This is a genomic window from Leifsonia sp. GW821-FHT13C09, assembly GCF_058806435.1.
Genome location: NZ_JBXAPS010000001.1, coordinates 1,281,584 through 1,302,941, shown reverse-complemented (window position 1 = coordinate 1,302,941; position 21,358 = coordinate 1,281,584). Strand labels below are relative to the sequence as shown.

General features: G+C 71.1%; 22 protein-coding genes. 11 read left to right on the top strand and 11 right to left on the bottom strand.

What is annotated here, in order from left to right; all coding sequences use genetic code 11:
- Positions 1 to 39 precede the first annotated feature (39 nt).
- From AC1ROW_RS06385 to AC1ROW_RS06375, 3 genes are all read left to right on the top strand, one after another.
- Entirely contained in the window at positions 40 to 1,341 is a 1,302-nt protein-coding gene (locus tag AC1ROW_RS06385; protein WP_493018370.1) for a hemolysin family protein, read from the top strand.
- Positions 1,338 to 2,375 carry a hemolysin family protein gene (locus AC1ROW_RS06380; RefSeq protein ID WP_493017996.1) on the top strand — a complete coding sequence of 346 codons (1,038 nt, stop codon included), beginning with the start codon at positions 1,338 to 1,340 and terminating at the stop codon, positions 2,373 to 2,375. Before AC1ROW_RS06385 ends, AC1ROW_RS06380 begins: the two co-directional genes overlap by 4 nt.
- A 73-nt stretch (positions 2,376 to 2,448) precedes the next feature.
- A complete protein-coding gene (locus tag AC1ROW_RS06375; RefSeq protein WP_493017995.1) occupies positions 2,449 to 2,835 on the top strand; it encodes a VOC family protein in 387 nt (128 codons plus the stop codon).
- A 12-nt stretch (positions 2,836 to 2,847) separates the two neighbouring features.
- On the opposite strand, the gene AC1ROW_RS06370 is transcribed toward AC1ROW_RS06375, so the two are convergent.
- Together AC1ROW_RS06370 and AC1ROW_RS06365 are read right to left on the bottom strand one after the other, a co-directional pair.
- Positions 2,848 to 3,933, bottom strand: coding sequence for an NADH:flavin oxidoreductase/NADH oxidase (locus tag AC1ROW_RS06370; RefSeq protein ID WP_493017994.1), 1,086 nt, complete (start codon positions 3,931 to 3,933; stop codon positions 2,848 to 2,850).
- Positions 3,934 to 3,941: 8 nt separating this feature from the next.
- Positions 3,942 to 4,559, bottom strand: coding sequence for an HAD family hydrolase (locus tag AC1ROW_RS06365; RefSeq protein WP_493017993.1), 618 nt, complete (start codon positions 4,557 to 4,559; stop codon positions 3,942 to 3,944).
- Positions 4,560 to 4,614: 55 nt separating this feature from the next.
- Between AC1ROW_RS06365 and AC1ROW_RS06360 the strand changes: the two genes are divergently transcribed.
- The 4 genes from AC1ROW_RS06360 (at position 4,615) to AC1ROW_RS06345 (ending at position 7,520) form a co-directional block, all read left to right on the top strand.
- Positions 4,615 to 5,496: an ADP-dependent NAD(P)H-hydrate dehydratase gene (locus AC1ROW_RS06360; RefSeq protein ID WP_493017992.1), complete on the top strand. Its 882-nt coding sequence runs from the start codon at positions 4,615 to 4,617 to the stop codon at positions 5,494 to 5,496.
- Between the two features lie 68 nt (positions 5,497 to 5,564).
- Positions 5,565 to 6,920 (top strand): hypothetical protein, encoded by a 1,356-nt coding sequence (locus tag AC1ROW_RS06355; RefSeq protein WP_493017991.1) that lies wholly within the window; start codon positions 5,565 to 5,567, stop codon positions 6,918 to 6,920.
- Positions 6,921 to 6,998: 78 nt separating this feature from the next.
- The gene (locus tag AC1ROW_RS06350) at positions 6,999 to 7,325 is read left to right on the top strand and encodes a thiamine-binding protein (RefSeq protein WP_493017990.1); all 327 of its coding nucleotides are present in this window, start codon (positions 6,999 to 7,001) and stop codon (positions 7,323 to 7,325) included.
- Complete coding sequence (locus AC1ROW_RS06345) at positions 7,326 to 7,520, top strand: hypothetical protein (RefSeq protein ID WP_493017989.1); 195 nt, start codon at positions 7,326 to 7,328, stop codon at positions 7,518 to 7,520.
- 16 nt (positions 7,521 to 7,536) lie between these two features.
- Here the strand turns inward: AC1ROW_RS06345 and AC1ROW_RS06340 are convergent, their stop codons facing one another.
- The 5 genes from AC1ROW_RS06340 to metX all read right to left on the bottom strand — a co-directional run bounded on the left by AC1ROW_RS06340 (position 7,537) and on the right by metX (position 13,325).
- On the bottom strand, positions 7,537 to 8,817 hold the full coding sequence (locus AC1ROW_RS06340; RefSeq protein ID WP_493017988.1) for an MFS transporter: 1,281 nt from the start codon (positions 8,815 to 8,817) through the stop codon (positions 7,537 to 7,539).
- A gap of 109 nt (positions 8,818 to 8,926) precedes the next feature.
- A complete protein-coding gene (locus tag AC1ROW_RS06335; RefSeq protein WP_179607489.1) occupies positions 8,927 to 9,580 on the bottom strand; it encodes a response regulator in 654 nt (217 codons plus the stop codon).
- 61 nt (positions 9,581 to 9,641) lie between these two features.
- The gene (locus tag AC1ROW_RS06330) at positions 9,642 to 10,940 is read right to left on the bottom strand and encodes a hypothetical protein (protein ID WP_493017987.1); all 1,299 of its coding nucleotides are present in this window, start codon (positions 10,938 to 10,940) and stop codon (positions 9,642 to 9,644) included.
- Positions 10,937 to 12,103, bottom strand: coding sequence for a sensor histidine kinase (locus AC1ROW_RS06325; protein ID WP_493017986.1), 1,167 nt, complete (start codon positions 12,101 to 12,103; stop codon positions 10,937 to 10,939). Before AC1ROW_RS06325 ends, AC1ROW_RS06330 begins: the two co-directional genes overlap by 4 nt.
- A 16-nt stretch (positions 12,104 to 12,119) precedes the next feature.
- Complete coding sequence (gene metX / locus AC1ROW_RS06320) at positions 12,120 to 13,325, bottom strand: homoserine O-acetyltransferase MetX (protein WP_493017985.1); 1,206 nt, start codon at positions 13,323 to 13,325, stop codon at positions 12,120 to 12,122.
- Positions 13,326 to 13,447: 122 nt separating this feature from the next.
- Here metX and AC1ROW_RS06315 point away from each other — a divergent pair, with 122 nt between their 5' ends.
- Together AC1ROW_RS06315 and AC1ROW_RS06310 are read left to right on the top strand one after the other, a co-directional pair.
- A complete protein-coding gene (locus AC1ROW_RS06315) occupies positions 13,448 to 13,939 on the top strand; it encodes an NfeD family protein (RefSeq protein ID WP_493017984.1) in 492 nt (163 codons plus the stop codon).
- A gap of 2 nt (positions 13,940 to 13,941) precedes the next feature.
- A complete protein-coding gene (locus AC1ROW_RS06310) occupies positions 13,942 to 15,444 on the top strand; it encodes a flotillin family protein (protein WP_493017983.1) in 1,503 nt (500 codons plus the stop codon).
- 6 nt (positions 15,445 to 15,450) lie between these two features.
- Here AC1ROW_RS06310 and AC1ROW_RS06305 read toward each other — a convergent pair whose 3' ends face one another.
- Together AC1ROW_RS06305 and AC1ROW_RS06300 are read right to left on the bottom strand one after the other, a co-directional pair.
- Positions 15,451 to 16,167 carry a potassium channel family protein gene (locus AC1ROW_RS06305; protein WP_493017982.1) on the bottom strand — a complete coding sequence of 239 codons (717 nt, stop codon included), beginning with the start codon at positions 16,165 to 16,167 and terminating at the stop codon, positions 15,451 to 15,453.
- A 10-nt stretch (positions 16,168 to 16,177) separates the two neighbouring features.
- On the bottom strand, positions 16,178 to 16,954 hold the full coding sequence (locus tag AC1ROW_RS06300) for an SDR family oxidoreductase (RefSeq protein WP_493017981.1): 777 nt from the start codon (positions 16,952 to 16,954) through the stop codon (positions 16,178 to 16,180).
- A gap of 130 nt (positions 16,955 to 17,084) precedes the next feature.
- Between AC1ROW_RS06300 and AC1ROW_RS06295 the strand changes: the two genes are divergently transcribed.
- Positions 17,085 to 18,407 (top strand): bifunctional o-acetylhomoserine/o-acetylserine sulfhydrylase, encoded by a 1,323-nt coding sequence (locus tag AC1ROW_RS06295; protein ID WP_493017980.1) that lies wholly within the window; start codon positions 17,085 to 17,087, stop codon positions 18,405 to 18,407.
- Between the two features lie 94 nt (positions 18,408 to 18,501).
- Here the strand turns inward: AC1ROW_RS06295 and AC1ROW_RS06290 are convergent, their stop codons facing one another.
- Both AC1ROW_RS06290 and AC1ROW_RS06285 read right to left on the bottom strand, forming a co-directional pair.
- Positions 18,502 to 19,293 carry a nucleotidyltransferase domain-containing protein gene (locus tag AC1ROW_RS06290; RefSeq protein ID WP_493017979.1) on the bottom strand — a complete coding sequence of 264 codons (792 nt, stop codon included), beginning with the start codon at positions 19,291 to 19,293 and terminating at the stop codon, positions 18,502 to 18,504.
- A 23-nt stretch (positions 19,294 to 19,316) separates the two neighbouring features.
- Positions 19,317 to 20,777 (bottom strand): MFS transporter, encoded by a 1,461-nt coding sequence (locus AC1ROW_RS06285; RefSeq protein WP_493017978.1) that lies wholly within the window; start codon positions 20,775 to 20,777, stop codon positions 19,317 to 19,319.
- 42 nt (positions 20,778 to 20,819) lie between these two features.
- Here AC1ROW_RS06285 and AC1ROW_RS06280 point away from each other — a divergent pair, with 42 nt between their 5' ends.
- Entirely contained in the window at positions 20,820 to 21,341 is a 522-nt protein-coding gene (locus AC1ROW_RS06280) for a phosphoribosyltransferase (RefSeq protein WP_493017977.1), read from the top strand.
- Positions 21,342 to 21,358 lie beyond the last annotated feature (17 nt).

Here is a 21,358-nt window from a genome sequence, read left to right as displayed (position 1 = left end):
CGCCCGAGCGGGGTGGTCGCCGTGCTCTCTGAGTGGATCATGCTGGGGGTCGGCCTCCTCCTGACGGTCGGCACCGGCCTCTTCGTCGCCAGCGAGTTCGCCCTCGTGAACCTCGACCGCGCCGATCTCGAAGCGCGGCGGGAGCGCGGTGAGTCGCGGCTGACCATGACGATCGCCGCACTCAAGATCACGTCGACGCACCTCTCCAGCGCGCAACTCGGGATCACGCTGACCACGCTCCTGACCGGTTACACGATGGAGCCCGCCATCAGCTCGCTGCTGCGCGGCCCGCTCACCGCCCTCGGCCTCCCCGGAGGCGCGGTCACGGTGATCGCGTCGGTGGTCGCGATCACGGTGGCGACCCTGCTGTCGATGATCCTCGGCGAGCTTGTGCCCAAGAACTTCGCGCTCGCGCTGCCGATCGCGACGGCCAAGCTGGTCATCCCGTTCCAGACCGTCTTCACGACGGTGTTCCGGCCGTTCGTGTTCGTGCTCAACGGCACGGCCAACGGCTTCCTTCGGATGCTCGGCATCGAGCCGAAGGAGGAGCTGTCGGCGGCCCGCACCGCCGACGAGCTGTCCTCCCTCGTGCGCCGGTCGGCCAGCGCCGGGGTGCTGGAGGCCGATACCGCCACGCTGCTGAGCCGCACGCTCGCGTTCTCGTCGCGCACCGCCTCCGACGTGATGACGCCGCGGCCCCGGGTCGAGGCCGTCAAGCGGACCGACCCGGCGCAGACCGTGATCGGCCTCGCCCGCAGCACCGGCTACTCCCGCTTCCCGGTCATGGACGAGGACGTGGACGACGTGGTCGGCTTCGTGCACGTCAAGCAGGCCGTCGCGGTGCCGCGGCAGCGCCGCGCGCGCGTCCCCGTCTCCGCCCTGCAGACCGAGGCGCTCCGGGTCCCGGAGACGATGACGCTCGACACCCTGCTCGGCGAGCTCCGCGGCCAGGGCTACCAGATGGCGGTCGTCGTGGACGAGTACGGCGGCACGTCCGGGATCGCCACACTGGAGGACCTGGTGGAGGAGATCGTCGGCGAGGTCGCCGACGAGCACGACCGCACGCGGGCCGGCGTGGTCCGCGGCCGCGACTCCATCACGTTCCCCGGCATCCTGCGCCCCGACGAGCTGCTGGAGCAGGCCGGCGTGACCGTTCCGGAGGACGGCCCGTACGAGACCGTCGCCGGCTTCGTGATGAACGAGCTCGGCCGCCTCCCGAAGGTCGGCGACGAGGTCCCGATCGACGGCGGCACGCTTCGCGTCGAGCGGCTGGAGGGACGCAGGGTCGACCGGATCCGCTACACGCCCGATCCCGAGTTCCCGGCGGGAGGTGCGGCATGAGCGACTGGGCCGGCATCGCCTGGCTGGTGGTGCTCCTCCTCGTGAACGCGTTCTTCGTCGGCGCCGAGTTCGCGGTCATCTCCGCGCGCCGCTCGCAGATCGAGCCGCTCGCCGAGCGCGGCAAGCGCAGCGCCAAGACCGCCCTGTTCGCGATGGAGCACGCGACGCTCATGCTCGCGACCACCCAGCTCGGCATCACCGTGTGCTCGCTGCTGATCCTGAACGTCTCCGAGCCGGCCATCCACCACCTGCTGGAGGTCCCCCTCCATGCGACGGGCTGGTCGGAGGACGTGATCGGCACGGTCTCGTTCATCATCGCGCTCGTGCTGGTGTCGTTCCTGCACGTGGTGTTCGGCGAGATGGTGCCGAAGAACATCTCGTTCTCGATGCCGGACCGTGCCGCGCTGCTGCTGGCGCCTCCGCTGGTCGCGATCGGCCGGGCCGTCCGCCCGATCATCGTGGCGCTGAACGCGAGCGCGAACGCGGTGCTCCGCCTCTTCCGGGTGGAGCCGAAGGACGAGGCGTCCAGCACCTTCACACTCGACGAGGTGGCCACGATCGTCAGCCAGTCCACGCGCGAAGGGCTCCTGACCGACCGGATCGGCGCGCTCACGGCGGCGTTCGAGTTCACCGAGAAGAAGGTGCGCGACGCGATGGTCAAGCCGGAGACGCTGGTCTCGCTGCCACCCGCGCCGACGCCGGCCGACGTGGAGAAGGCGGTCGCCAAGTACGGCTTCTCGCGCTACGTCGTCCCGGACGACGACGGCGAGCCGACCGGGTACCTGCACCTGAAGGACGTGCTCGACCTGGAGGAGACCGGTTTCGACCTCCCGGTGCCCGGCAAGCGGATCCGCCGCCTGGTCACGGTGTTCATCGACTCCGACCTGGAGGACGCGCTCGCCAGCATGCGCCGCACCGGCAGCCACCTGGCCCGCGCGGTCGACGGCGAGGGCACGACCGCCGGCGTGGTGTTCCTGGAGGACATCATCGAGGAGCTGGTCGGCGAAGTGCAGGACGCGACGCGGCGGCTCTAGACCCTCGTGTTCAGGGGGCCAAACCCCGGCGCCCGGAGTAGCATGCCACGCGGAAAGAAGAGGAGGAATTCTCATGTTGTCGTCGAGCAAGACGTACTCCGTCCTTCCCGCTTCGGACCTGGCGCGCGCCACAGCGTGGTTCCGCGACAAGCTCGAGCTCGAACCGGAGGACACCAGCGAGCAGGGGGTCCGCTACCGCACGGGCGGGGACTCCTGGATCTACATCTACGAGACGTCCAACGCCGGCACCGCGCAGAACACCGCCATGTGCTGGCTCGTGGACGACATCGAAGCCGAGATGGAACACCTGCGCGGCAGGGGAGTGACGTTCGAGGACTACGACTTCCCCGGCCTCAAGACCGAGAACGGCGTCGCCACGGACGAGACGGGCAAGTCGGCCTGGTTCCGGGACAGCGAGGGGAACTACCTCTGCCTGACGCAGCCGGCCACGCCGATGTAGCGGCGCCGCAGCTCAGTCGCGCCACGCCGCCCGGAGGTACTGCGGCGGCCAGTAGTCGATCCTGACGCCGAGCTCGTGAGCGGCCCGCAGCGGGAAGTGCGGGTCGCGCAGGAGTTCGCGCGCCAGCATGACCGCGTCCGCGCTGCCGCCCTCCACGATGTCGGCCGCCTGCTGCGGGGTGGTGATGAGGCCGACGGCGCTGACGTCCACCTCGGCCGAGCTACGGACGTGCTCCGCGAACGGGACCTGGTAGCCGGGCTGCGCCGGGATGCGCACGCCGGTCTGGATGCCGCCGGAGGAGATGTCGAAGAAGTCGGCGCCGGCCTCCTGCGCCCAGCCGGCGACGGTCGCGGTCTGCTGCTCGTCCCAGCCGCCGGGCGTCCAGTCGCTGCCGGAGAACCGCACGAACAACGGGAGGTCCTCGCCGATCTCCTCGCGCACCGCGGCCACGACGCGCAGCAGCAGCCGCGCGCGGTTCTCGAGCGAGCCGCCGTACTCGTCGGTGCGATGGTTGGCGATGGGGGAGAGGAACTCGTGCAGCAGGTAGCCGTGCGCGGCGTGCAGCTCCACGATGCGGAAGCCCACGTCCACCGAACGCCGGGCCGCTGCGCGGAAGTCCGCCACGATCCGGTCGATGCCGGCGAGGTCGAGCTCCTGCGGCACGTCGTCGTCGCCGAACGCGATCGGCGACGGCGCGACAGCCGTCCAGCCGCCCTCCTCGGCCGGGACCGTGCCGTGCCGGTCTTCGAAGCCCCAGGCCGGCCAGGTCGACGCCTTCCGGCCGGCGTGCGCGAGCTGGATGCCGGGAACCGCGCCCTGCGATGCGATGAACTCCACGATCGGCCGCCACGCTTCCGCCTGCTCGTCCGTCCAGATGCCGGTGTCGCGCGGCGATATACGGCCCTCGGGGTTGACCGCGGTCGCCTCGGTGAAGACGATCCCGCTGCCTCCCGTCGCGAACGAGCCCAGGTGGACGAGGTGCCAGGTCTGCGGCACCCCCGAGTGGTCGAGCACGGAGTACTGGCACATGGGGGAGGTCCAGATGCGGTTCCGGACCGTCACGCCGCGCAGGGTCAGCGGATCGAAGAGCGAAGTCATACTCGTTACTAAGCCGCCAGCGTCTCGAGATATGCCCGGAGGTCTTCTGCGGAGGTGTACACGTGGCCGGCGATCCCGAGCGCACGGGCACCCTCCACGTTCTCGGGCTTGTTGTCGATGAACACGGTCTGCGCGGCCGTGACCCCGAGCTCGGCCATGACGTGCTCGAAGATCTCCGCGCTCGGCTTCACCGTGCCCAGCTCGCCGCTGACGAACACCTGCTCGAACAGGTCGCCAAGGGTCCCGTGCCGGAAGTAGGAGCCGAAGTCGCGACCCGCGTTCGACAGCAGCGCCAGCCGGGTGCCGCCGGCCTTCAGGTCGAGCAGCACCTGGAGGGTGTCGTGGTCGATGGTCAGCCAGCTCCGGAAGTCGGCGAGCCACAGCCGGTGGATCGTCGCGTCCTCCCAGTTCTCGCCGAGCTCGCGCTCGATGCCGCGCCAGTACTGCTGGATCGTGAGCGTGCCCTGGTCGAGCGCGTTGCGGTGCCGCCAGTACGCCGGCCAGAACTGCTCGGCGTCGCCGCCGGCGATCCCGACGAGCGCGGTGCGGTCCGCCTCGCTCGGAGTGACCGAGATGACCTCGCCGTAGTCGAAGACGACCACCGTTCCGGGGATGGAGATGCTCACCTCTTCAACCTATCGTGGGCCAGGTCTTCAACCTATCGTGGGCGGAGGAGGTTCGATGGAGGAGATGACGGTCCCGTCCGAGCTGGCGGTGGGGGCGGCCTGGGACGCGGAGCTCGCCCGCGGCTGGATCGCCGTGCCGACCGAGTCCGACGACAAGTACACGCGCGGCGTGCTCGGGATGGTCACCGGCTCGGCGCGCTACCCCGGCGCCGCCGTGCTCGGCGCGGAGGCGGCCGCCCGCACCGGGGTGGGGATGATCCGCTACCTCGGCGCCGAGCGCGCCGCTCACGAGGTGCTGCGACGCCGGCCCGAGATCGTCTCGGCGCCCGGACGTGTGCAGGCCTGGCTGCTCGGCTCCGGGATGGACGCCGACGACCGCGACGACGACGACCTCCGCCGGCTCCGCGAGGCGCTCGACGACGGCACCCCGCTGGTGATCGACGCCGGAGCGCTCGACCTGGTGATGCGGGCCCGCGGGCCCGTCGTGATCACGCCTCACTACCGCGAGCTCTCGAAGGCGCTCGCCGCGGCGGCCGACGACGGCGCCCCGACGCCTGAACCAGAGGAGATCCGCCAGGACCCGGCAGGCTGGGCCGAGCGCGCGGCCTCCGCTCTCGGCGCCACGGTGCTGCTGAAGGGCCACACCACGCACGTCGCCACCCCGGACGGCTCGCGCGTCACCGTCACGGCAGGGCCGCCGTGGCTCGCGACGGCCGGCAGCGGCGACGTGCTCGGCGGCGTCCTGGGCGCGCTGGTCGCGACGCACGCCGACGCCATCCGGGAGCGCGGCAACGAAGCGCTCGCGGCGCTGGCGGCGACCGCGGCGTGGGTGCACGGCCGCGCCGGGGACGCCGCTTCGCAGGGCGGCCCGGTGGCGGCGCTCGACGTGGCGGAGGCCGTGCCGGTGGTGCTCCGGGGGCTCCTCGCCCGAAGCTGAGCGACCTCGCACACTGGTCGGCTCCCGGAGGCGGTGCCACGGATTCGGGTCCCATAAGATGAGGCGCTATGGGGATAGACGCCGCGGGGATGGACGCCGCTCCGGTACCGCTTCCTGCGCCGCGCGGGGGATCGGCAGCGACGACTCTGCGCCGGATCGCCGCCAGTCCGTTGAGCCTGTGGATCGGCTTCCTCGTCGTCCATCTGGTCATCGGCGGCCTCGGGCTGCTTCAGCACACGGGCTTCGGGGACGTCTTCTGGGTCTACAAGCCGTGGGCGCAGCTCGCCGCGCAGGGCACCGAGATCGTCGGCCTCAACGCCGACTGGGTGTACCCGTTCGGCGCGATCGTGCCGATCATGCTGCCGCTGCTGTTCGGTGAGGACAACTACCTGGGCGGCTGGCTCACCATGGTCATGCTGCTGAACGCCGCCGCGTTCGCCGTCCTCATCGTCGGGCGCGAGCCGAGGCGCCTGGTCGCCGCCTGGTGGTGGCTGGGCTTCCTGCTGTTCCTCGGGCCCATCGCTGTCGGCCGGCTCGACGCCGTCTCGGCCGCGCTCTCCATCATCGGGCTGCTCTGGCTGACGTTCCACGAGCGCGCCGCCGTCGTGGTGCTGACCATCGCGACGTGGATCAAGGTGTGGCCGGCCGCGATCATCGTCGCCGCCGTGATCGGGATGAAGACGCGGTGGCGGATCGTGGTGACGGGGGCCGTGACCAGCCTGATCATCGCCGCCGTCCCGCTCATCTTCGGAGGCGGCCTCCATGTGCTCAGCTTCATCACGACGCAGACCGACCGGGGCATCCAGATCGAGGCGCCCGTCGCGACGTTCTGGATGTGGCAGGCCGCGTTCCACGTTCCCGGCGCCGTGGTGTACTACGACCAGAACCTGCTGACCTTCCAGGTGACGGGCGAGGGGACGGTGGAGGCCGGGTCGCTGATGAACCCGCTGCTCGCGATCACCGTGCTGGTCGTCGCACTCGTCGGGATCCGCTCGCTGCGGCGGGGGACGCCGTACACGCGCATCCTCCCGGAGCTGTCGCTGGCTCTCGTGACGGCCTTCATCGCGTTCAACAAGGTGGGCTCGCCGCAATACATCACCTGGCTGGCCGCCCCGGCCGTGATCGGGCTGGTCTACCAGGGCCGCGGCTTCAAGACGCCGGCGATCCTGGTGCTGATCACGGCCGCGCTCACCCAGGTGATCTATCCGTACCTGTACGACGGGCTCCTCGTTCCGCTGCCGTCGATGGTCGCGGTGCTCACGGCACGCAACCTGATGTACTTCGTCGTCCTCGGCTGGTGCATCGCGGCGCTCTGGCGCAAGCGGCATCGGGACGAAGCGGCGGGCGACCTGCTGCCCGCGCACGCGTGGCCGTTCCGGGCCGCGCCCGACGCGCACCCGGTGCCGGTGGGGGAGGCACGCTAGCCCGTCCGGGTTTCCGCACCGGCTCCTAGACTGGTTGGGGCGCCACACGATCTCGGTGCACGAAACTAAGGAGGGCTCATGCTGGTCGCATTCTCGGTTGCTCCGAGCGGAGCGGAAGGACCGGAGGGCTCGGTGCACGACGCCGTCGCCGCGGCGGTCCGGATCGTGCGCGAGTCGGGCCTCCCGAATCGCACGAACTCGATGTTCACGGAGATCGAGGGCGAGTGGGACGAGGTCTTCGACGTGATCCGCCGCGCGACGGAGGCTGTCGGCGCGTACGGCCCGCGCGTCTCGCTGGTGCTGAAGGCCGACATCCGCCCCGGCCGCACCGGCGAGCTGGACGGCAAAGTTGAGCGGCTGGAGGCCGCCCTGCGCCGTGCCGAGGCGGCGCCGGAGGGTGAGTAGGTGAACCCGTTCCTCACGATCGGCTACTTCGTGCTGGTGTACGGGTGGCCGCTCTACCTACCGGTGCTCGTGCTCGTCGCGGGCACGCTCACCGGCGCGGTGGTCGTCGCGATCGTCGGCGCTGTGCGGTCGGGGCTCCGAAGCCCGGAACGAGCCGAGGAGGATGTGGACGTAACGGAGTTCTTCGAGCGCTGATTCCGGGGCTGGGGCCTCAGTCGATCGGCACCGGGTCCGGTCGCTGAGCGAGCACGACTCCGGTGTCCACCCCGCGGCGCATGCGCGAGCGGTCGATCCCGAACGACACCAGCGCGAGGACGATGCCCGCGACCGCCAGGACCGCGCCGACGACGATCGGCGACAGGTAGCCGAAGCCGGCCGCGATGGTCAGGCCGCCCAGGAAGGCGCCGGACGCGTTCGCGATGTTGAGCGCCGAGTGGTTCAGCGCCGCTGCGATGGACTGACTGTCGTGGGCGACGTCCATCAGCCGGGTCTGGATCATCGGCGACAGCGCCGATGCCGCCGCGGCGATCACGAAGACGGAGATCAGGAGGCCGGCGAGAAGATGCGCGCTGAAGAACAGCGCCGCCAGCCCGGCCAGCATGATCGCGAAGAACGACAGCATCCCGCGCTCCACGCTGCGGTCGGCCATCCGGCCGCCGAGCAGGTTGCCGACGGTCATCCCGACGCCGATCAGGATCAGGACCAGCGGGACGGCCGACGCCGGCAGCCCGGTGATCGTCGTGACCATCGGCGCCACATACGTGTACACCGCGAAGAAGCCGCCGAAGCCGATCGCGCCGATCAGCAGCGCCAGCCAGACCTGGAGGCGGGTGAAAGCCCTCAGCTCATTGCGCAGCGTGGCCCGCGGGTCGCCCGCCTGCCACGGCACGAGCAGGGCGACCGCGACGAAAGTGAGGGCGAAGATCGCGGCGACGACCAGGTAGGCGATGCGCCAGCCGTGCTGCTGCCCGATCCAGGTGATGAACGGGACGCCGATGACGTTCGCGATCGTGAGCCCGGAGAGCACGAAGGCGACGCCCTGGCCGCGCTTCCCCGGCCCCATCAGGGACGCGGCGACGAGGGAGGCGATGCCGAAGTACGCGCCGTGCGGCAGCGCGGACAGGAACCGGGCGACCAGCACGAGTTGAAAGGTCGGGGCGACCGCTGACCCGATCGTGCCGACGGTGAACGCCACCAGCAGCCACAGCAGCAGCTTCTTGCGCGGCCAGCGCGCCGCGACGGCCGCGATGGTCGGCGCGCCGACGACCACGCCGAGCGCGTACGCCGAGATGATCCAGCCGGCCTGCGCGTTCGCGGCCGTGGGGGAGGCCGCGTAGAGCTGGGGCAGCAGGTCGTGGGCGATGTTGGGCAGCAGGCCCATCGCGACGAATTCGGTCGAGCCGATGCCGAAGCCGCCGAGGGCGAGCGCGAGGAGCGCAAGACGAGTACGGGCCGGCGACAACGTCGTCGGCCCGTCGATAACCGGGTTCACCGTGTCAGTCTAGTCGAATCGTTTCGACCCTCACGGCGCAACGACCTGTCACGACCTGCCGCGCGAGCGCGTCGCGGGACGGCATGTCCTGCCAGGTGGATGACGCGCGTCAGTCGTTCTGCAGGAGGATGCCGTCCTGGATGGCGCGCTTGCGCAGCGCGACCTTGGTGCCCACGTCGTACCCGGCCACGCGGTACTTCTCGCGGATGCGCTTGAGGTAGCTCTTGGCCGTCTCGTCCGAGATCCCGAGCTGGAAGGCCACCGCCTTCACCGGCTCGCCGGCGCCGTAGAGCGCCATCACGCGGCGCTCCTGCGCGCTCAGCTTCGGCGCGCCGCCCAGCTCGCCCGCATTGAGGGCGAGGTCGAGCTCGGCGGAGATGAACGACTCGCCCTTGCTGGCGGCGCGGATGGCCTCCACGATCATCTCGGCGTCCTCGCTCTTCACGAGGTAGCCGAGGGCGCCGGCGGCCAGCGCCTCGCGCACCACGGCTGGCTCGGAGTATGTGCTCATCAGCACGGTGCGCACGCCGGTCGTCTTCAGTGTCGACAGCTTCAGCGAGATCGGGATGTTGTCCTTGAGGTCGAGGTCGAGCAGCACGACGTCGACCGGGAACTCGGGGTGGGTCAGCAGCTCGGGCCAACTCGCGACCGCCGCCACCATGCGGATGTCGTCCGCCGCGCCCCGGATCCACTCCGTGAGTGCGCCGAGGAGCATCTTGTGATCGTCGACGATGGCGATCCTGATGGGGGGAGTCTCGCTCATGAGCAGCCCTTTCTCCGGTCTTGCCTTCCGGCGTGACCGGTCTTCCTGGTGGCCGGCTGGGTCAGGTCAGCTCGGCCGTCGTATCGCCCACGGTGGTGATCTCGATGCGGAGCGCCGAGTCGCCGAACGACTCGGCGTGGCGTCCCACCTTACGGATAGCTTGCCACGCCGCAGGGTCTACCCCGTTTCGCGGCACACCGGTGGTCGTGATCACGATTTCCATTGTGGCACCGGTCGCGACGGCGGATCCGGCCGCGACCTGTGGCCCGGCGGCACGCACGATGTCGAGGGAGAGGCTGCGGGCCTGGCCGGCGCCGGAGCGCACCGGGTCGCTGATGAGCAGCCAGACCGCGGTGAGGAGGCCGTCGCGCTGGTCGCGGTTGAGGCCGGCGGCGAGGCCGTCCGGGTCGGTGAGGGTCACGGTCGGGCCGAGCAGCGCGGACTCCGTGACCGCGTGGTACAGCCAGGTCTCCTTGCGGCCCTGGATGAGGTGCAGGCGCAGCTCGGTGGCGATCGAGGCCGCCTGGTCCGCCGTCGCCTCGTCGAGCGGGAGGGCGGTGCGGCCGGTCGCGACGCCGTCGAGCAGGCGCTCGGCCGCGAGGTCGAGCCGGGCGAGCTCCTCCGAGGCCATCATGCCGACGGCGTAGCCGGGGGAGGAGACGGTGCTCTGCACCTGCACCAGGTCCAGTTCGAGCTGAACGAGGGTGCTGAGCGAGCGGACGATCTCGACGCCGACCAGGGGAGGGGCGACCGCGATCGCGACCTCGGCGATCCCGGGTCCGAGCATCTGGATGTCGCCGATCGACCGCAGCAGCAGGACGACCGCGAGCACCACTCCGAGGACCGCGGTCGCGATCAGGATGTCGCGGGACGGACGCACCGGCACGCACAGCAGCAGCGCCGGCCCGACCGCGGCCGCCGCGGTGAGCGGGAGCCAGCCCGTCGGCGACGTCGTGCCGAGGATGTCGAGCACCACGGCAGCGGCCCACAGCACCAGGGCGGCGATGAACAGCCCGTCTGGCAGCAGGTCGGGCAGCCGGAAGCGGAGGACGAGCGCGGTCACCAGCGTGACAAGCAGCACCCCCCAGGCGGCGATGGTGAACGGCAGGGCCGGGTAGTACGGGGCTGTGATCACCAGGAGGGCGAACAGGAAGGCGATGAGCGCGACGGCGGCGATGTTGAAGCCGAGGTCGAGGCGGGCGCGCCCGAGCGCGTCGCGCTCCTGCCGGCCGCGCGGGAGGGCGGTGGCGCCCAGTGCGGCCGTGCCCGGTGCAGCGGGCTTCCGCGACCGTGGGGCGCCGGGCACACGCCCGCCCAGGATCCCGCGCGAGATCGGGATGGTGCGGTCGTTCCTGCTCACTTCGGCACCTCCAGCACCACGGTGGTCCCGCTGCCCGGCGACGAGAACAGCCGGGCGTTACCGCCGACGTCGCGCAGCCGGGCCACGATCGACTCGGTGAAGCCGAGCCTGCCCTCCTCGATGCTCGCCACGTCGAAGCCCTTGCCCGCGTCGGTGACCATCGCGCGCACGGTGGTCTCGTCGTCGGTGATGGTCACGTGCGCCTCGTTGACGCCGGAGTGCCTGCGCACGTTCTCCAGGCATTCGCCGAGCGCGAGGAGGAACGAGTCGAGAACGTCGCTCGGCAGCAGCACCTGGCCGGCGCCGTGCCAGTTGACCTCCAGCCCCATCCGGCGGAAGCGCTGCTTGACCGACTCCAGGGTGTTGCCGAGGGTGGACTCCTCGACGGGCTTCAGCCGGTAGTCGCCGGAGCGGGTCGGGTCGGGGGTGAAGCCGAGCCGGAGCTGACGGAGCAGGGCGGCGTCCTCCGCGGCCTGCTCGCGCAGCGCGCCCACGCTCACGCCGACCCCGGAGTGGGCCAGCAGGGTGAGCGTGGCGAGCACCGTGTCGTGCAGCAGGCGGGCGCCCTGGCGGCGGCGCGCCTCCGTCTCGCTCGCCTGGCGCTCCACGCGGTAGGCGCGGCTCATCGTGGAGATGCGCTTCAGGGTGCGGGGCACCGTGCGGGACAGCCAGATGCCGGTGGCGGTCAGGGCGACCCAGCCGGCCGCGATGAAGATCAGGATCTCGAGGAGCCGCGACCCGGTGACGAGCAGTGTCAGCACCGTCGCGCCGATGGTCGCCGCGCCGGCTGCCATGGCCAGCACGGTGCGGGCGCGGGAGGTCGGCGCGATCACCGCGACGCTGGCGATGCCGACCGCGCCGACGACGCCGACCGTGGTCACCGCGGACGGACGCAACTCGGACTGCGGGAGCAGGTACAGGAGTATCAACCCGAGTCCCGCGACCACCGTCACGCACATCCAGACCGTGAGGCGGCCCAGCGCGACGAACTGGAACTGGGCGACGCCCATGCAGGCCAGCAGGACGAGCGAGGCGAAGTAGAGCGGCGCCGGGAGGGTGCCGGGGACGCTCACCGTGAGCAGCGTCGTCGCCGTGGCCGTGAGGCCGACGGTGCGGGCGGTGGTGGCGAGCAGCCGATCACGCTCCTTCTGGATGCGCGACATGCCCCTCCATTCCCCTCTACGCCGCGAACAGCCTCCTGAGCTGCTCGCTGACGGCGTCGTCCTCGATCAGGAACCCGTCGTGACCGAAGTCGGAGCGGATCACCACCGGCAGCCTACCGTCGATCGTCTCCGGGAGGTGGGAGGCGATGAGCTCCTGACCCTCCAGGGGGAACAGCCGGTCGCTGTCGATCCCGACCACCAGGGTGCGCGCCGTCACGCGTGAGAGCGCGGCCGCGAGTCCGCCGCGGCCGCGACCGACGTCGTGCGAATTCATCGCCTCGACCAGGGTCAGATAGCTGTTGGCGTCGAAACGCCGGGTGAACTTGTTGCCGTGGAAGTCGAGGTACGACTCCACCGCGAACCGGCCGCCGCCGCCGAGCGGGCTGATCCCGCTCTGCCAGGCGCGTTCGAACCGCTCGTTGAGCTCGGACGGGCTGCGGTAGTTGAGCAACGCCATCCGGCGGGCGAGCGCGAGGCCGCGGTGCGGGCCCTCGCCGTCCTTCTCGTCGTAGTAGTACCCGCCGTGGAACAGCGGGTCGGTGCGCACCGCCTCGATCTGCACCGAGTTGAGCGCGATCTGGTCGGCGGTGGAGAACGGCGGCGCGGCGATGACCGCGAGCCGTTCGACGCGCTCCGGGAACGTGACGGCCCACTCCAGCGCCTGCATGCCGCCCATCGAGCCGCCGATCACGGCGGCCCAGCGCCCGATGCCGAGCGCGTCGGCGAACGCGGCCTGCGCGTTCACCTGGTCGCGGATGGTCGTGAACGGGAAGCGCGGCCCCCACTCGGCGCCGTCCGGGGCGATCGAGGCGGGGCCGGTGGTGCCCTGGCACCCGCCCAGCATGTTCGGGACGACGACGAACCAGCGGTCCGTGTCGATGGCCTTGCCCGACCCGATGATGCCCTGCCACCAGCCGGCGGTGGGGTGCCCCGGCCCGTTGGCGCCGACAGCGTGGCTGTCGCCGGTCAGCGCGTGCAGCACGAGCACCGCGTTGTCGCCGGTCTCGGACAGCTCGCCCCAGGTCTCGTAGGCGACCCGGACGAACGGCAGGCTCTCGCCGCTCTCGAACGAGAACGCGCCGATCCCCGCGAACGACCGCGAACCGGCGGGGTCGGACTCCTTCCACGCCCCGCTCGCCGCGGGCTTGCCGAGCAGCGACCGCGCCTGAGCCTCCGTGATGAAGCTCGAGGGTGCCGTGTCCGCCGAGGTCTGCCACTCCATTGCCCCATTCTCACGGAACGGCGCTGTGTGCGGTGCTGTGTTACGCCGGGCTGGCAGTGCCGACTCCCTCAACGTGGCAAGATGTCAGATGCGGAATGTAACAAGGAAGCCAGGGGGAGTCCGTGCTCGTCTTCATCGCCATCGGCGTCGCAGGACTCGTCGTCCTGCTCGTCTCGCTGCTGTTCGGCGAGCTCTTCGACCTCCTCGACGGCGCGCTGTCCGGTACCGGCCTCGGCGCCGGGCTCACGCTGTTCGGCGCGTCGGGGGTGCTCGCGCTCGCCAACGACTGGCCGGCCGGCGCCGCCTACCTGATCGCCGCGCTCGCCGGCGTCGTGACGCTCGCGGGCGTGCAGGTCCTGGTCCGCCGCTTCGTGCGCGGCGACGACGGCGCCCCGAGCGACCCGGCCGGGATGACCGGTGTCGCGCGCACCACGGTCACCCGGTCCGGCGGCGAGGTCAGCCTGGACGGCCCCTACGAGTTCGAGGCGCGGCTCGCGGCCAGCGACGTCGACATCCCGAGCGGCGCCCCGATCCGTGTCATCGCGGTGAGCGGCCCGCGCGTCCGCGTCGAACCCCTCGAACCTGTCGACCCCTCCCTCCATCGAAAGGACTGACCGTGGACTCCTCCCTCATCGGAATCGTCGCCGGCGGCGCGATCCTCGTCGCCGTGCTCGCCGTGTTCCTGTTCATCGCCGGCCGCATCCGGCGCGTCGCGCCCAACGAGGCGCTCGTCATCGTCGGCCGCGGCGCCGGTCGCAGGCCCGGCGCGGGCGAGCCGGACGGCGGCCAGCGCGTGGTGATCGGCGGCCGGGTGTTCATCTGGCCGATCCTGCAGCAGGGCTTCCCGATCTCGCTGGAGCAGCGCCAGATCGGGATCGTCGTGGAGGGCGTCGACGCCAACTTCATCAAGCTGGCGATCCAGGCCAGCGTGAACTTCAAGGTGTCCGGCACGCCAGAGGGCGTCCGGCGCGCCGCCCAGCGGTTCCTCTCGCAGCAGAGCTCGCTGACCGAGATCATCCAGCAGTCGCTGGAGGGCTCGCTGCGGTCGATCATCGGCAACATGCCCGTCACGGAGATCATCTCGAACCGCAACGCGCTGTCCGAGGCCGTGGTCGAGGCGACCAAGGTCGACCTCGCCGAGCAGGGCCTCCAGGTCGACCTGCTCAACATCTCCGACATCTCCACCCCCGGCACGAACTACCTCGCCGATCTCGGACGCGCGGAGGCGGCACTCGCGAAGCAGAACGCCGAGATCAAGGAGGCCGAGACCGCCCGCGCCAGCGAGTTCGCCCGGATCGACGCCGCCGAGCAGATCGCGGAGCGGCAGAAGGCGCTCAGCCTCAAGCAGGCGGCGATCAAGGCGCAGACCGACCGCGCGAACGCCGAGGCGGACGCCGCGGGGCAGCTCGCGACGGCGGAGCAGGACCGGATCGTCGCCGCCGAGGAGCGCGAAGCCCTGGCCGAGAAGGCGAAGGTCGAGCAGGAGCGGCTGGACATCGAGGTGCGCAAGCCGGCTGAGGCGGACGCCTACGCGACCGTCCAGCGCGCCCAGGCCGAGCGCGACGCCGCGAACGCCGCGACCGAGGCGGACGCCTTCAAGCGCCGCACGATCGCCGAGGCGAACAAGGTGGCGGCGGTGCAGGACGCGCAAGCGGCGGCCGAGGGCGTCCGGCTCGCCGGAGAGGCCGAGCGCGACCGCCAGATCGCTCTCGCCGCCGGTGTCCGCGCCGACGGCGAGGCCCGCGCGGCCGCGATCGAGGCGGAGGGCATGGCCGAGGCCCGGGCGACCGACGCCAAGGCCGAGGCGCTGCGCAAGTTCGGCGAGGCCGGTCTGGCCTCCGAGATCATCGACCGCCTCCCGGAGATCACGCGGGCCGTCGCGGAGCCGCTCGGCAACATCGACTCGCTGACCGTGATCAGCACGGAGGGCGCCGCCGCGGTGACCAAGACCATCGGCCAGGTGGCGAGCGAGGTGCCGAAGGTCGTCAAGGACCTGACCGGGCTCGACCTCGGCGCGATGCTCGGATCGCTCACCGGCAGCGCTCTCGCCGGCAGCGCTCTCGCCGGCGGCCCACTGGCCGGCGCCGGCCCGGCCGATCCGGCCTCCGCCGAGCGCTGACCTGCCTCAGCCGTCCTCGCCGTCGCGCGGGCCGGGGTCCTCCACGGGCCTCGGCCCGTCCGGCCGCTCGTGCTCGCGCGCCCGGCGCTCCCTGGCCTGCTGGGTCTGTTCGCTGAGGTAGTTCACGATGGTGGCGCTCGCGGTGCCGACGATCGCGATGCCGCCGATCATCAGCACGACGGCGAGCATTCGTCCGGTCACCGTGACCGGGTAGTAGTCGCCGTAGCCGACGGTCGCCATCGTGACGCACGCCCACCAGATCGAGTCGCCGAAGGAGCGGATGTTGGAGCCGGGGGCGTAGCGCTCGACCTGGTACACGGCGAGCGAGAGGACGTAGATGAACATCACCACGAACGTGCCGGCGATGATGATGATGCGCCGGCGCAGGTGGCTCCCGCTGCCGCCGCGCAGGCTCGGGAGGCGGAAGAGGTCCGTGATCAGCCGGAACGGCCGTGCGACGGGAATCAGCACCGACAGCAGGTCCACGACGTTGTGCTGCACGAAGCTCCGCTTGTCCTCCGCCAGCCGGAAGCGCACCACGTAGTCGACCAGGAACGCCACCCAGATGAGCGCGAGCAGGGTGATCAGGACGCCGTAGAGCACCCGCCCCATGTCCGGCTGGAGGACGGTCCACGAGTAGGCGACGAGGAAGGCCACGCTCGCGACGACCCCGGGCCATGCCGTGGACGCCTCCCAGCGTCTGCGCTTCGCGTCGTCCGCCATGGTCGGCCCGTCAGTCCTTGACCTTCAGCTCGCCCTTGGCGAAGCGGTAGGAGGCGGCCTGCGCGACCGGCTTCACGACGATCAGGTCGAGGTCCACGTGCCGCGGCAGCTCGAGCGCGTGCACGATCGTCTCGGCCACGTCCTCCGCGGTCAGCGGCTCCGGCACGTCCTCGTAGACCGCGTCGCGCTTCTCCTTGTCCCCGCCGAAGCGGACCAGCGAGAACTCCTCGGTGGCGACCATGCCCGGGGCGACCTCCACCACGCGGATGGGCTCGCCGTTCAGCTCCAGGCGCAGCACCTCGGTGAGCGCGTGCTCGGCGAACTTCGCCGCGTTGTACCCGCCGCCGCCGACGTAGGCGTTGAGGCCCGCGATGGACGTCAGGTTGAGGATGTCGGCGTGGCCGGTCTCCCGAGCGCCGTCGCGCAGCAGCGGCAGCAGAGCGCTGATCACGCGCTTGGTGGCGATGACGTTGATCTCGTACATCCACACCCAGTCGTCGACGCTGGAGGCCTCCACCGAGTCGAGCCCCTTCGCGCCGCCGGCGTTGTTGACCAGGGCGTGGATGGGGCCGGTCGCGGCGAGGCGGTCGCGCAGCGCGTCCACGTCCTCCTGGCGGGTCAGATCGGCGGCGAAGACCTCGGCGCCGGTCTCGGCGGCGAGCTCGTCCAGGCGCTCCTGCCGGCGGGCGACGCCCACGACCTCCCAGCCCCGCCGGCGGAACAGGCGGACCGTCGCCGCCCCGATCCCCGAACTCGCTCCCGTCACGACCACACGTCTGCTGCTCATGCTGCCTATTCTCATGGGTTACGGCATGTTTCGGGCACGTTGCCCACGCGCGGCCGCGAGTCTAGCGTGTGAGCGACCACCTTTCGGTGACACCACCCGAAGGCCATCACCCGAAGAAGGAGCTCAAGCCATGACCGACGCCGCCGACTGGCAGTTCGAGACCAAGCAGATCCACAGCGGCGCCGCGCCGGACCCCGTGACCAACGCGCGCGCGACCCCGATCTATCAGACGACCTCCTACGTCTTCAATAACGCGCAGCACGCCAAGAACCTGTTCGCGCTCGCCGAGTTCGGCAACATCTACACCCGCATCCAGAACCCGACCCAGGCGGTCGTCGAGGAGCGCGTCGCCGCGCTCGAAGGGGGCACCGGCGCCCTCCTCGTCGCCTCGGGCCAGGCAGCGGAGACCTTCGCGGTGCTGAACATCGCGCAGGCCGGCGACCACATCGTGTCGTCCAGCTCGATCTACGGCGGCACCTACAACCTGTTCAAGTACACGCTCGCGAAGCTCGGCATCGAGACCACGTTCGTGGAGAACCAGGACGACGCCGAGGAGTGGCGCCGCGCGGTCCGCCCGAACACCAAGCTGTTCTTCGCCGAGACCATCGGCAACCCGAAGATCAACATCCTCGACATCGCGCTCGTCGCCGACGTCGCGCACGAGTCGGGCGTCCCGCTGATCGTGGACAACACGATCGCGACCCCGTACCTGATCCGCCCGTTCGAGCACGGCGCCGACATCATCGTGCACTCCGCCACCAAGTTCCTCGGCGGCCACGGCACGGTCATCGGCGGTGTGGTCGTGGACGGCGGCACGTTCGAGTGGTCGAAGAACGCCGAGAAGTACCCGGGCCTGACCCAGCCGGACCCGTCGTACCACGGCGCCGTCTACACGGCTGCGGTCGGCGACGGCCTGGCCTACATCATCAAGGCCCGCGTCCAGCTCCTCCGCGACCTCGGCTCGGCGATCGCGCCGGCCAGCGCCTGGCAGCTCATCCAGGGCATCGAGACCCTCTCGCTGCGCGTCGAGCGGCACACCCAGAACGCGCAGGAGATCGCGGAGTTCCTGGAGGCCCACCCGGACGTCGCCTCGGTGAACTACTCCGGCCTGCCGACCAGCCCGTGGTACGCCGCGGCCAACAAGTACGCCCCGAAGGGTGTCGGCGCGGTGCTGTCGTTCGAGCTCAAGGGCGGCGTCGACGCGGGCGCGGCCCTCGTGGACAGCCTGAAGCTGTTCAGTCACCTGGCCAACATCGGCGACGTGCGCAGCCTGGTCATCCACCCGGCCTCGACCACGCACTCCCAGCTCACCCCGGAGCAGCAGCTCACCGCGGGTGTCACGCCGGGCCTGGTGCGCCTCTCGGTGGGCCTGGAGAACATCGACGACCTGAAGGCCGACCTGTCGGCCGGTCTCGCCGCCGCCCGCGCCGTCGCCGACGCCGCCCGCGTCTAACCCCCCCCCCATCCATCGAAACGTGAGTCGTTGCGGAAACCAGTGACCTGGAATCCGCAACGACTCACGTTTCGTCGTTGTGCGGTGGGGCGGGTCAGCGGCGGGCGAGCTCCACGCACTGGCGGAGGAGCGCGATGGCCTGGCGGGCGTCGGCTGTGACGAAGGTCTGCCGCTCGCCGGCCCGGTCGCGCACCGCCCGGTCGAGCAGCTCGGCGTGCTCCGGCCAGCGTTCGGACGCACTGCGAGCCGCGGCGGTCTTGGACACGATCCGCCCGGACTCCATCGTCTCCACCAGGCGGATCGGGCTGAGGGCGAGCCAGCGGACCGTCTCAGGGCGCACCGGGTCGCCGGGCTTCCGGTCGGCGATCTCGGCCTCCGCGCTGTCGCCGACCGGGGCCCAGAACTCGATGAGGTCGCTGCGGGCGCGGTCCGCCAGGTGGGTCGCGGTGTCCGGGTGCCGGTCTGCGGTGGGCGTCCAGATCACGTCGCCGCCGTCCACGACGCCCTGCACGCCGTCCTCCAGCTCGCGCCAGGTCGCCCAGCTCAGGCTGCCGCCGGCGAGGGCGCTCAGCAGCACGCCCTCCACGACCTGCGGCGCCGTCTCCACCTGGTCGGGGCCGCGGGCGATCTCCGACTCGGTGAGATAGACCCCGTCGATGTGCGGCGACGACTCGGCGTGGAGGGCCGCGAGCGCGGGGAGGTCGTCGACCGGGTCGCGGGTGACGACGAACACCACGTCGATGTCGCTGACGCCGTCGTACCAGTCGCCGGTCGCCGCCGAGCCGGTCACGATCGCTCGGCTGACCAGGCCGGGCGCGAGGCGGCGTTGCTCGAGAAGAAACCGGGTGAGTGCCTCGCCGACCTGCGGCGGTAGCTGCGTGTCCATGATCCCCCTCTGATCGAGTCCTGTCAGACGATCGTCGCCTCAGCGTCGGCGAAGGCCAGGCGCGGCACGAAGAACAGCAGGACCGCCGCCACCAGAGCGCCGAGTCCGCAGATGGTCCAGACCAGCATGTAGCCGAACAGGCTGGCCGCCGTGGCGGTGACGGTCGCGGCTCCGGTGAGCAGGACGACGCCGAAGACGGCGGAGGCGAACGAGCCGCCGATCGTCTTGGTCGTGTTCGTCATCGCGGTGGCGACGCCGGTCTGCCCGCGCGGGGCGGCGGCGGCCGCGGCGGCGGGGAGCGCCCCGACCAGGGCGCCGGAGCCGATGCCGGCGATGGCCATGTTGGTGAAGGCCTGCCAGGTCTCCTGGTGGAACGGCAGGAACAGCAGGTACCCGATCGCCACCAGGAAGGACGCGCCGATGAGCGTCACGCGCGGGTTCAGCCAGGACGACACCACCGGGAAGAGGACCGCGCCGACGATCATCGAGATGAGGTACGCGCCGATCAGGATGCTGCGCTGGCCGGCGCTGAGCCCCAGGCCGTAACCGTTGACCGGATCGGTGCCCGCGTAGGTGCTGAGCGGGGCCTGCGCGCCGAGCAGGCTGATCCCGATGAGACCGGCCGTGAGCTGCACCGGCCACATGTTCGGCTGGCGCAGCACACGCAGGTCGATCGCCGGATCCTTCTGCTTCAGCTCCCAGCGGCCGAACGGGATGAAGGCGAGCACCCCGAGGAGGATGAGCGCCCAGACCCACCAGGCGCCGACGCCGTCGATCCGCAGGAACGTCAGGCCCGAGGTGATGAGCAGAAGGGCGAGCGTCAGGAGGATGAAGCCGACACCGTCCAGCGTCCGGCCGCCCACGGGCTCCGATTCCGGGACGCCGAACAGGATGGCGAAGAACACGAGGGTGACCGCCGCGGCGGGCACCATGAGGGTGGTCGTCACGTTACCGCCGAACGCCTCGAAGAGCAGCCCGGCGCCGATCGCGCCCACGATCGCGCCGAACTCCAGGGCCACCACCAGCAGGCCGGCCGCCCGCCGGGTGCGCGAGGCCGCCGTGTCGGTGCGACGGCCGCGGTCGAAGATCAGCGCGATCTCCAACGGCAGCCAGACCACATAGAAGCCTTGCAGCGCGAACGCGACCAGGTAGGTCGTGAAGTCGTGCGAGAACGCGAGCGCCCAGCTCGAGAGCGCGGTGAGCACGGTCGCGACCAGCAGGATGCGCTTGTGCCCGAACATGTCGCCGAGCTTGGCGAGCACCGGGACGACGAGCGCGGAGAGGAGCAGCTGGGCGGCCTCGAACCAGTTGTAGTCGGCGTCGTGGATGCCCAGATGCTTGACGATGTCGGAGATCAGCGGCACGTAGTAGCCCTGCAGGATGCCGCTGGTGAGCTCGACCAGTGCGAGCCAGCCGATGAGGGCGGCGGTCGCGCCGATCGCGGTGGACGCCCGGCGCTGGGCGACCGTCTTCTCCGAGGTCATGCGCGGATGCTAACACCTGCCGCGCCCTTGTACGGTAGATGCGTGGCCAGCGAACTCGACGATTCAGGTGCAGACGTCCTCGAAGCGACGGAACGGGAGGTCCTGGGCTGGCTCGAGTTCGGCGACGCGGCCCGGCACCTGGCCGGTGAGGTGGTCGAGTCCGGCTTCGAACCCGACATGGTCGTGGCCATCGCGCGCGGCGGCCTCCTGCTCGCCGGAGCGATCTCGTACGCCCTCGGCATCAAGGCGTGCGGCGCCCTGAACGTCGAGTTCTACACCGGCGTCGACACCCGGCTGCCCGAGCCGGTGGTCCTCCCGCCGATGCTCGACTCCTCCGCGCTGGAGGCCAAGCGTGTCCTGCTGGTGGACGACGTCTCCGACTCCGGCCGCACCCTCGCGATGGTCGTCGACCTGATCGCGGCCTCCGGCGCCGACGTGCGCACGGTGTGCCTGTACTCCAAGCCGCGCACGGTGCTGGAGCCCGACTTCGTCTGGCGCCGCACCGACCGGTGGATCACGTTCCCGTGGTCGGCGCTGCCGCCGGTCACGGCCTCCACGCACTGAGCAGGGCTGCCCGCGCC

What these genes read in the sequence shown, in the direction of transcription:
- AC1ROW_RS06295 (WP_493017980.1), top strand. Translation starts at nt 17,085, where the DNA reads ATGACCGACGCCGCCGACTGGCAGTTCGAGACCAAGCAGATCCACAGC.
- AC1ROW_RS06375 (WP_493017995.1), top strand. Translation starts at nt 2,449, where the DNA reads ATGTTGTCGTCGAGCAAGACGTACTCCGTCCTTCCCGCTTCGGACCTG.
- AC1ROW_RS06300 (WP_493017981.1), bottom strand. Translation starts at nt 16,954, where the DNA reads ATGAGCAGCAGACGTGTGGTCGTGACGGGAGCGAGTTCGGGGATCGGG.
- AC1ROW_RS06360 (WP_493017992.1), top strand. Translation starts at nt 4,615, where the DNA reads ATGGAGGAGATGACGGTCCCGTCCGAGCTGGCGGTGGGGGCGGCCTGG.
- AC1ROW_RS06380 (WP_493017996.1), top strand. Translation starts at nt 1,338, where the DNA reads ATGAGCGACTGGGCCGGCATCGCCTGGCTGGTGGTGCTCCTCCTCGTG.
- AC1ROW_RS06335 (WP_179607489.1), bottom strand. Translation starts at nt 9,580, where the DNA reads ATGAGCGAGACTCCCCCCATCAGGATCGCCATCGTCGACGATCACAAG.
- AC1ROW_RS06285 (WP_493017978.1), bottom strand. Translation starts at nt 20,777, where the DNA reads ATGACCTCGGAGAAGACGGTCGCCCAGCGCCGGGCGTCCACCGCGATC.
- AC1ROW_RS06370 (WP_493017994.1), bottom strand. Translation starts at nt 3,933, where the DNA reads ATGACTTCGCTCTTCGATCCGCTGACCCTGCGCGGCGTGACGGTCCGG.
- AC1ROW_RS06325 (WP_493017986.1), bottom strand. Translation starts at nt 12,103, where the DNA reads ATGTCGCGCATCCAGAAGGAGCGTGATCGGCTGCTCGCCACCACCGCC.
- AC1ROW_RS06350 (WP_493017990.1), top strand. Translation starts at nt 6,999, where the DNA reads ATGCTGGTCGCATTCTCGGTTGCTCCGAGCGGAGCGGAAGGACCGGAG.
- AC1ROW_RS06385 (WP_493018370.1), top strand. Translation starts at nt 40, where the DNA reads ATGCTGGGGGTCGGCCTCCTCCTGACGGTCGGCACCGGCCTCTTCGTC.
- metX (WP_493017985.1), bottom strand. Translation starts at nt 13,325, where the DNA reads ATGGAGTGGCAGACCTCGGCGGACACGGCACCCTCGAGCTTCATCACG.
- AC1ROW_RS06355 (WP_493017991.1), top strand. Translation starts at nt 5,565, where the DNA reads ATGGGGATAGACGCCGCGGGGATGGACGCCGCTCCGGTACCGCTTCCT.
- AC1ROW_RS06290 (WP_493017979.1), bottom strand. Translation starts at nt 19,293, where the DNA reads ATGGACACGCAGCTACCGCCGCAGGTCGGCGAGGCACTCACCCGGTTT.
- AC1ROW_RS06305 (WP_493017982.1), bottom strand. Translation starts at nt 16,167, where the DNA reads ATGGCGGACGACGCGAAGCGCAGACGCTGGGAGGCGTCCACGGCATGG.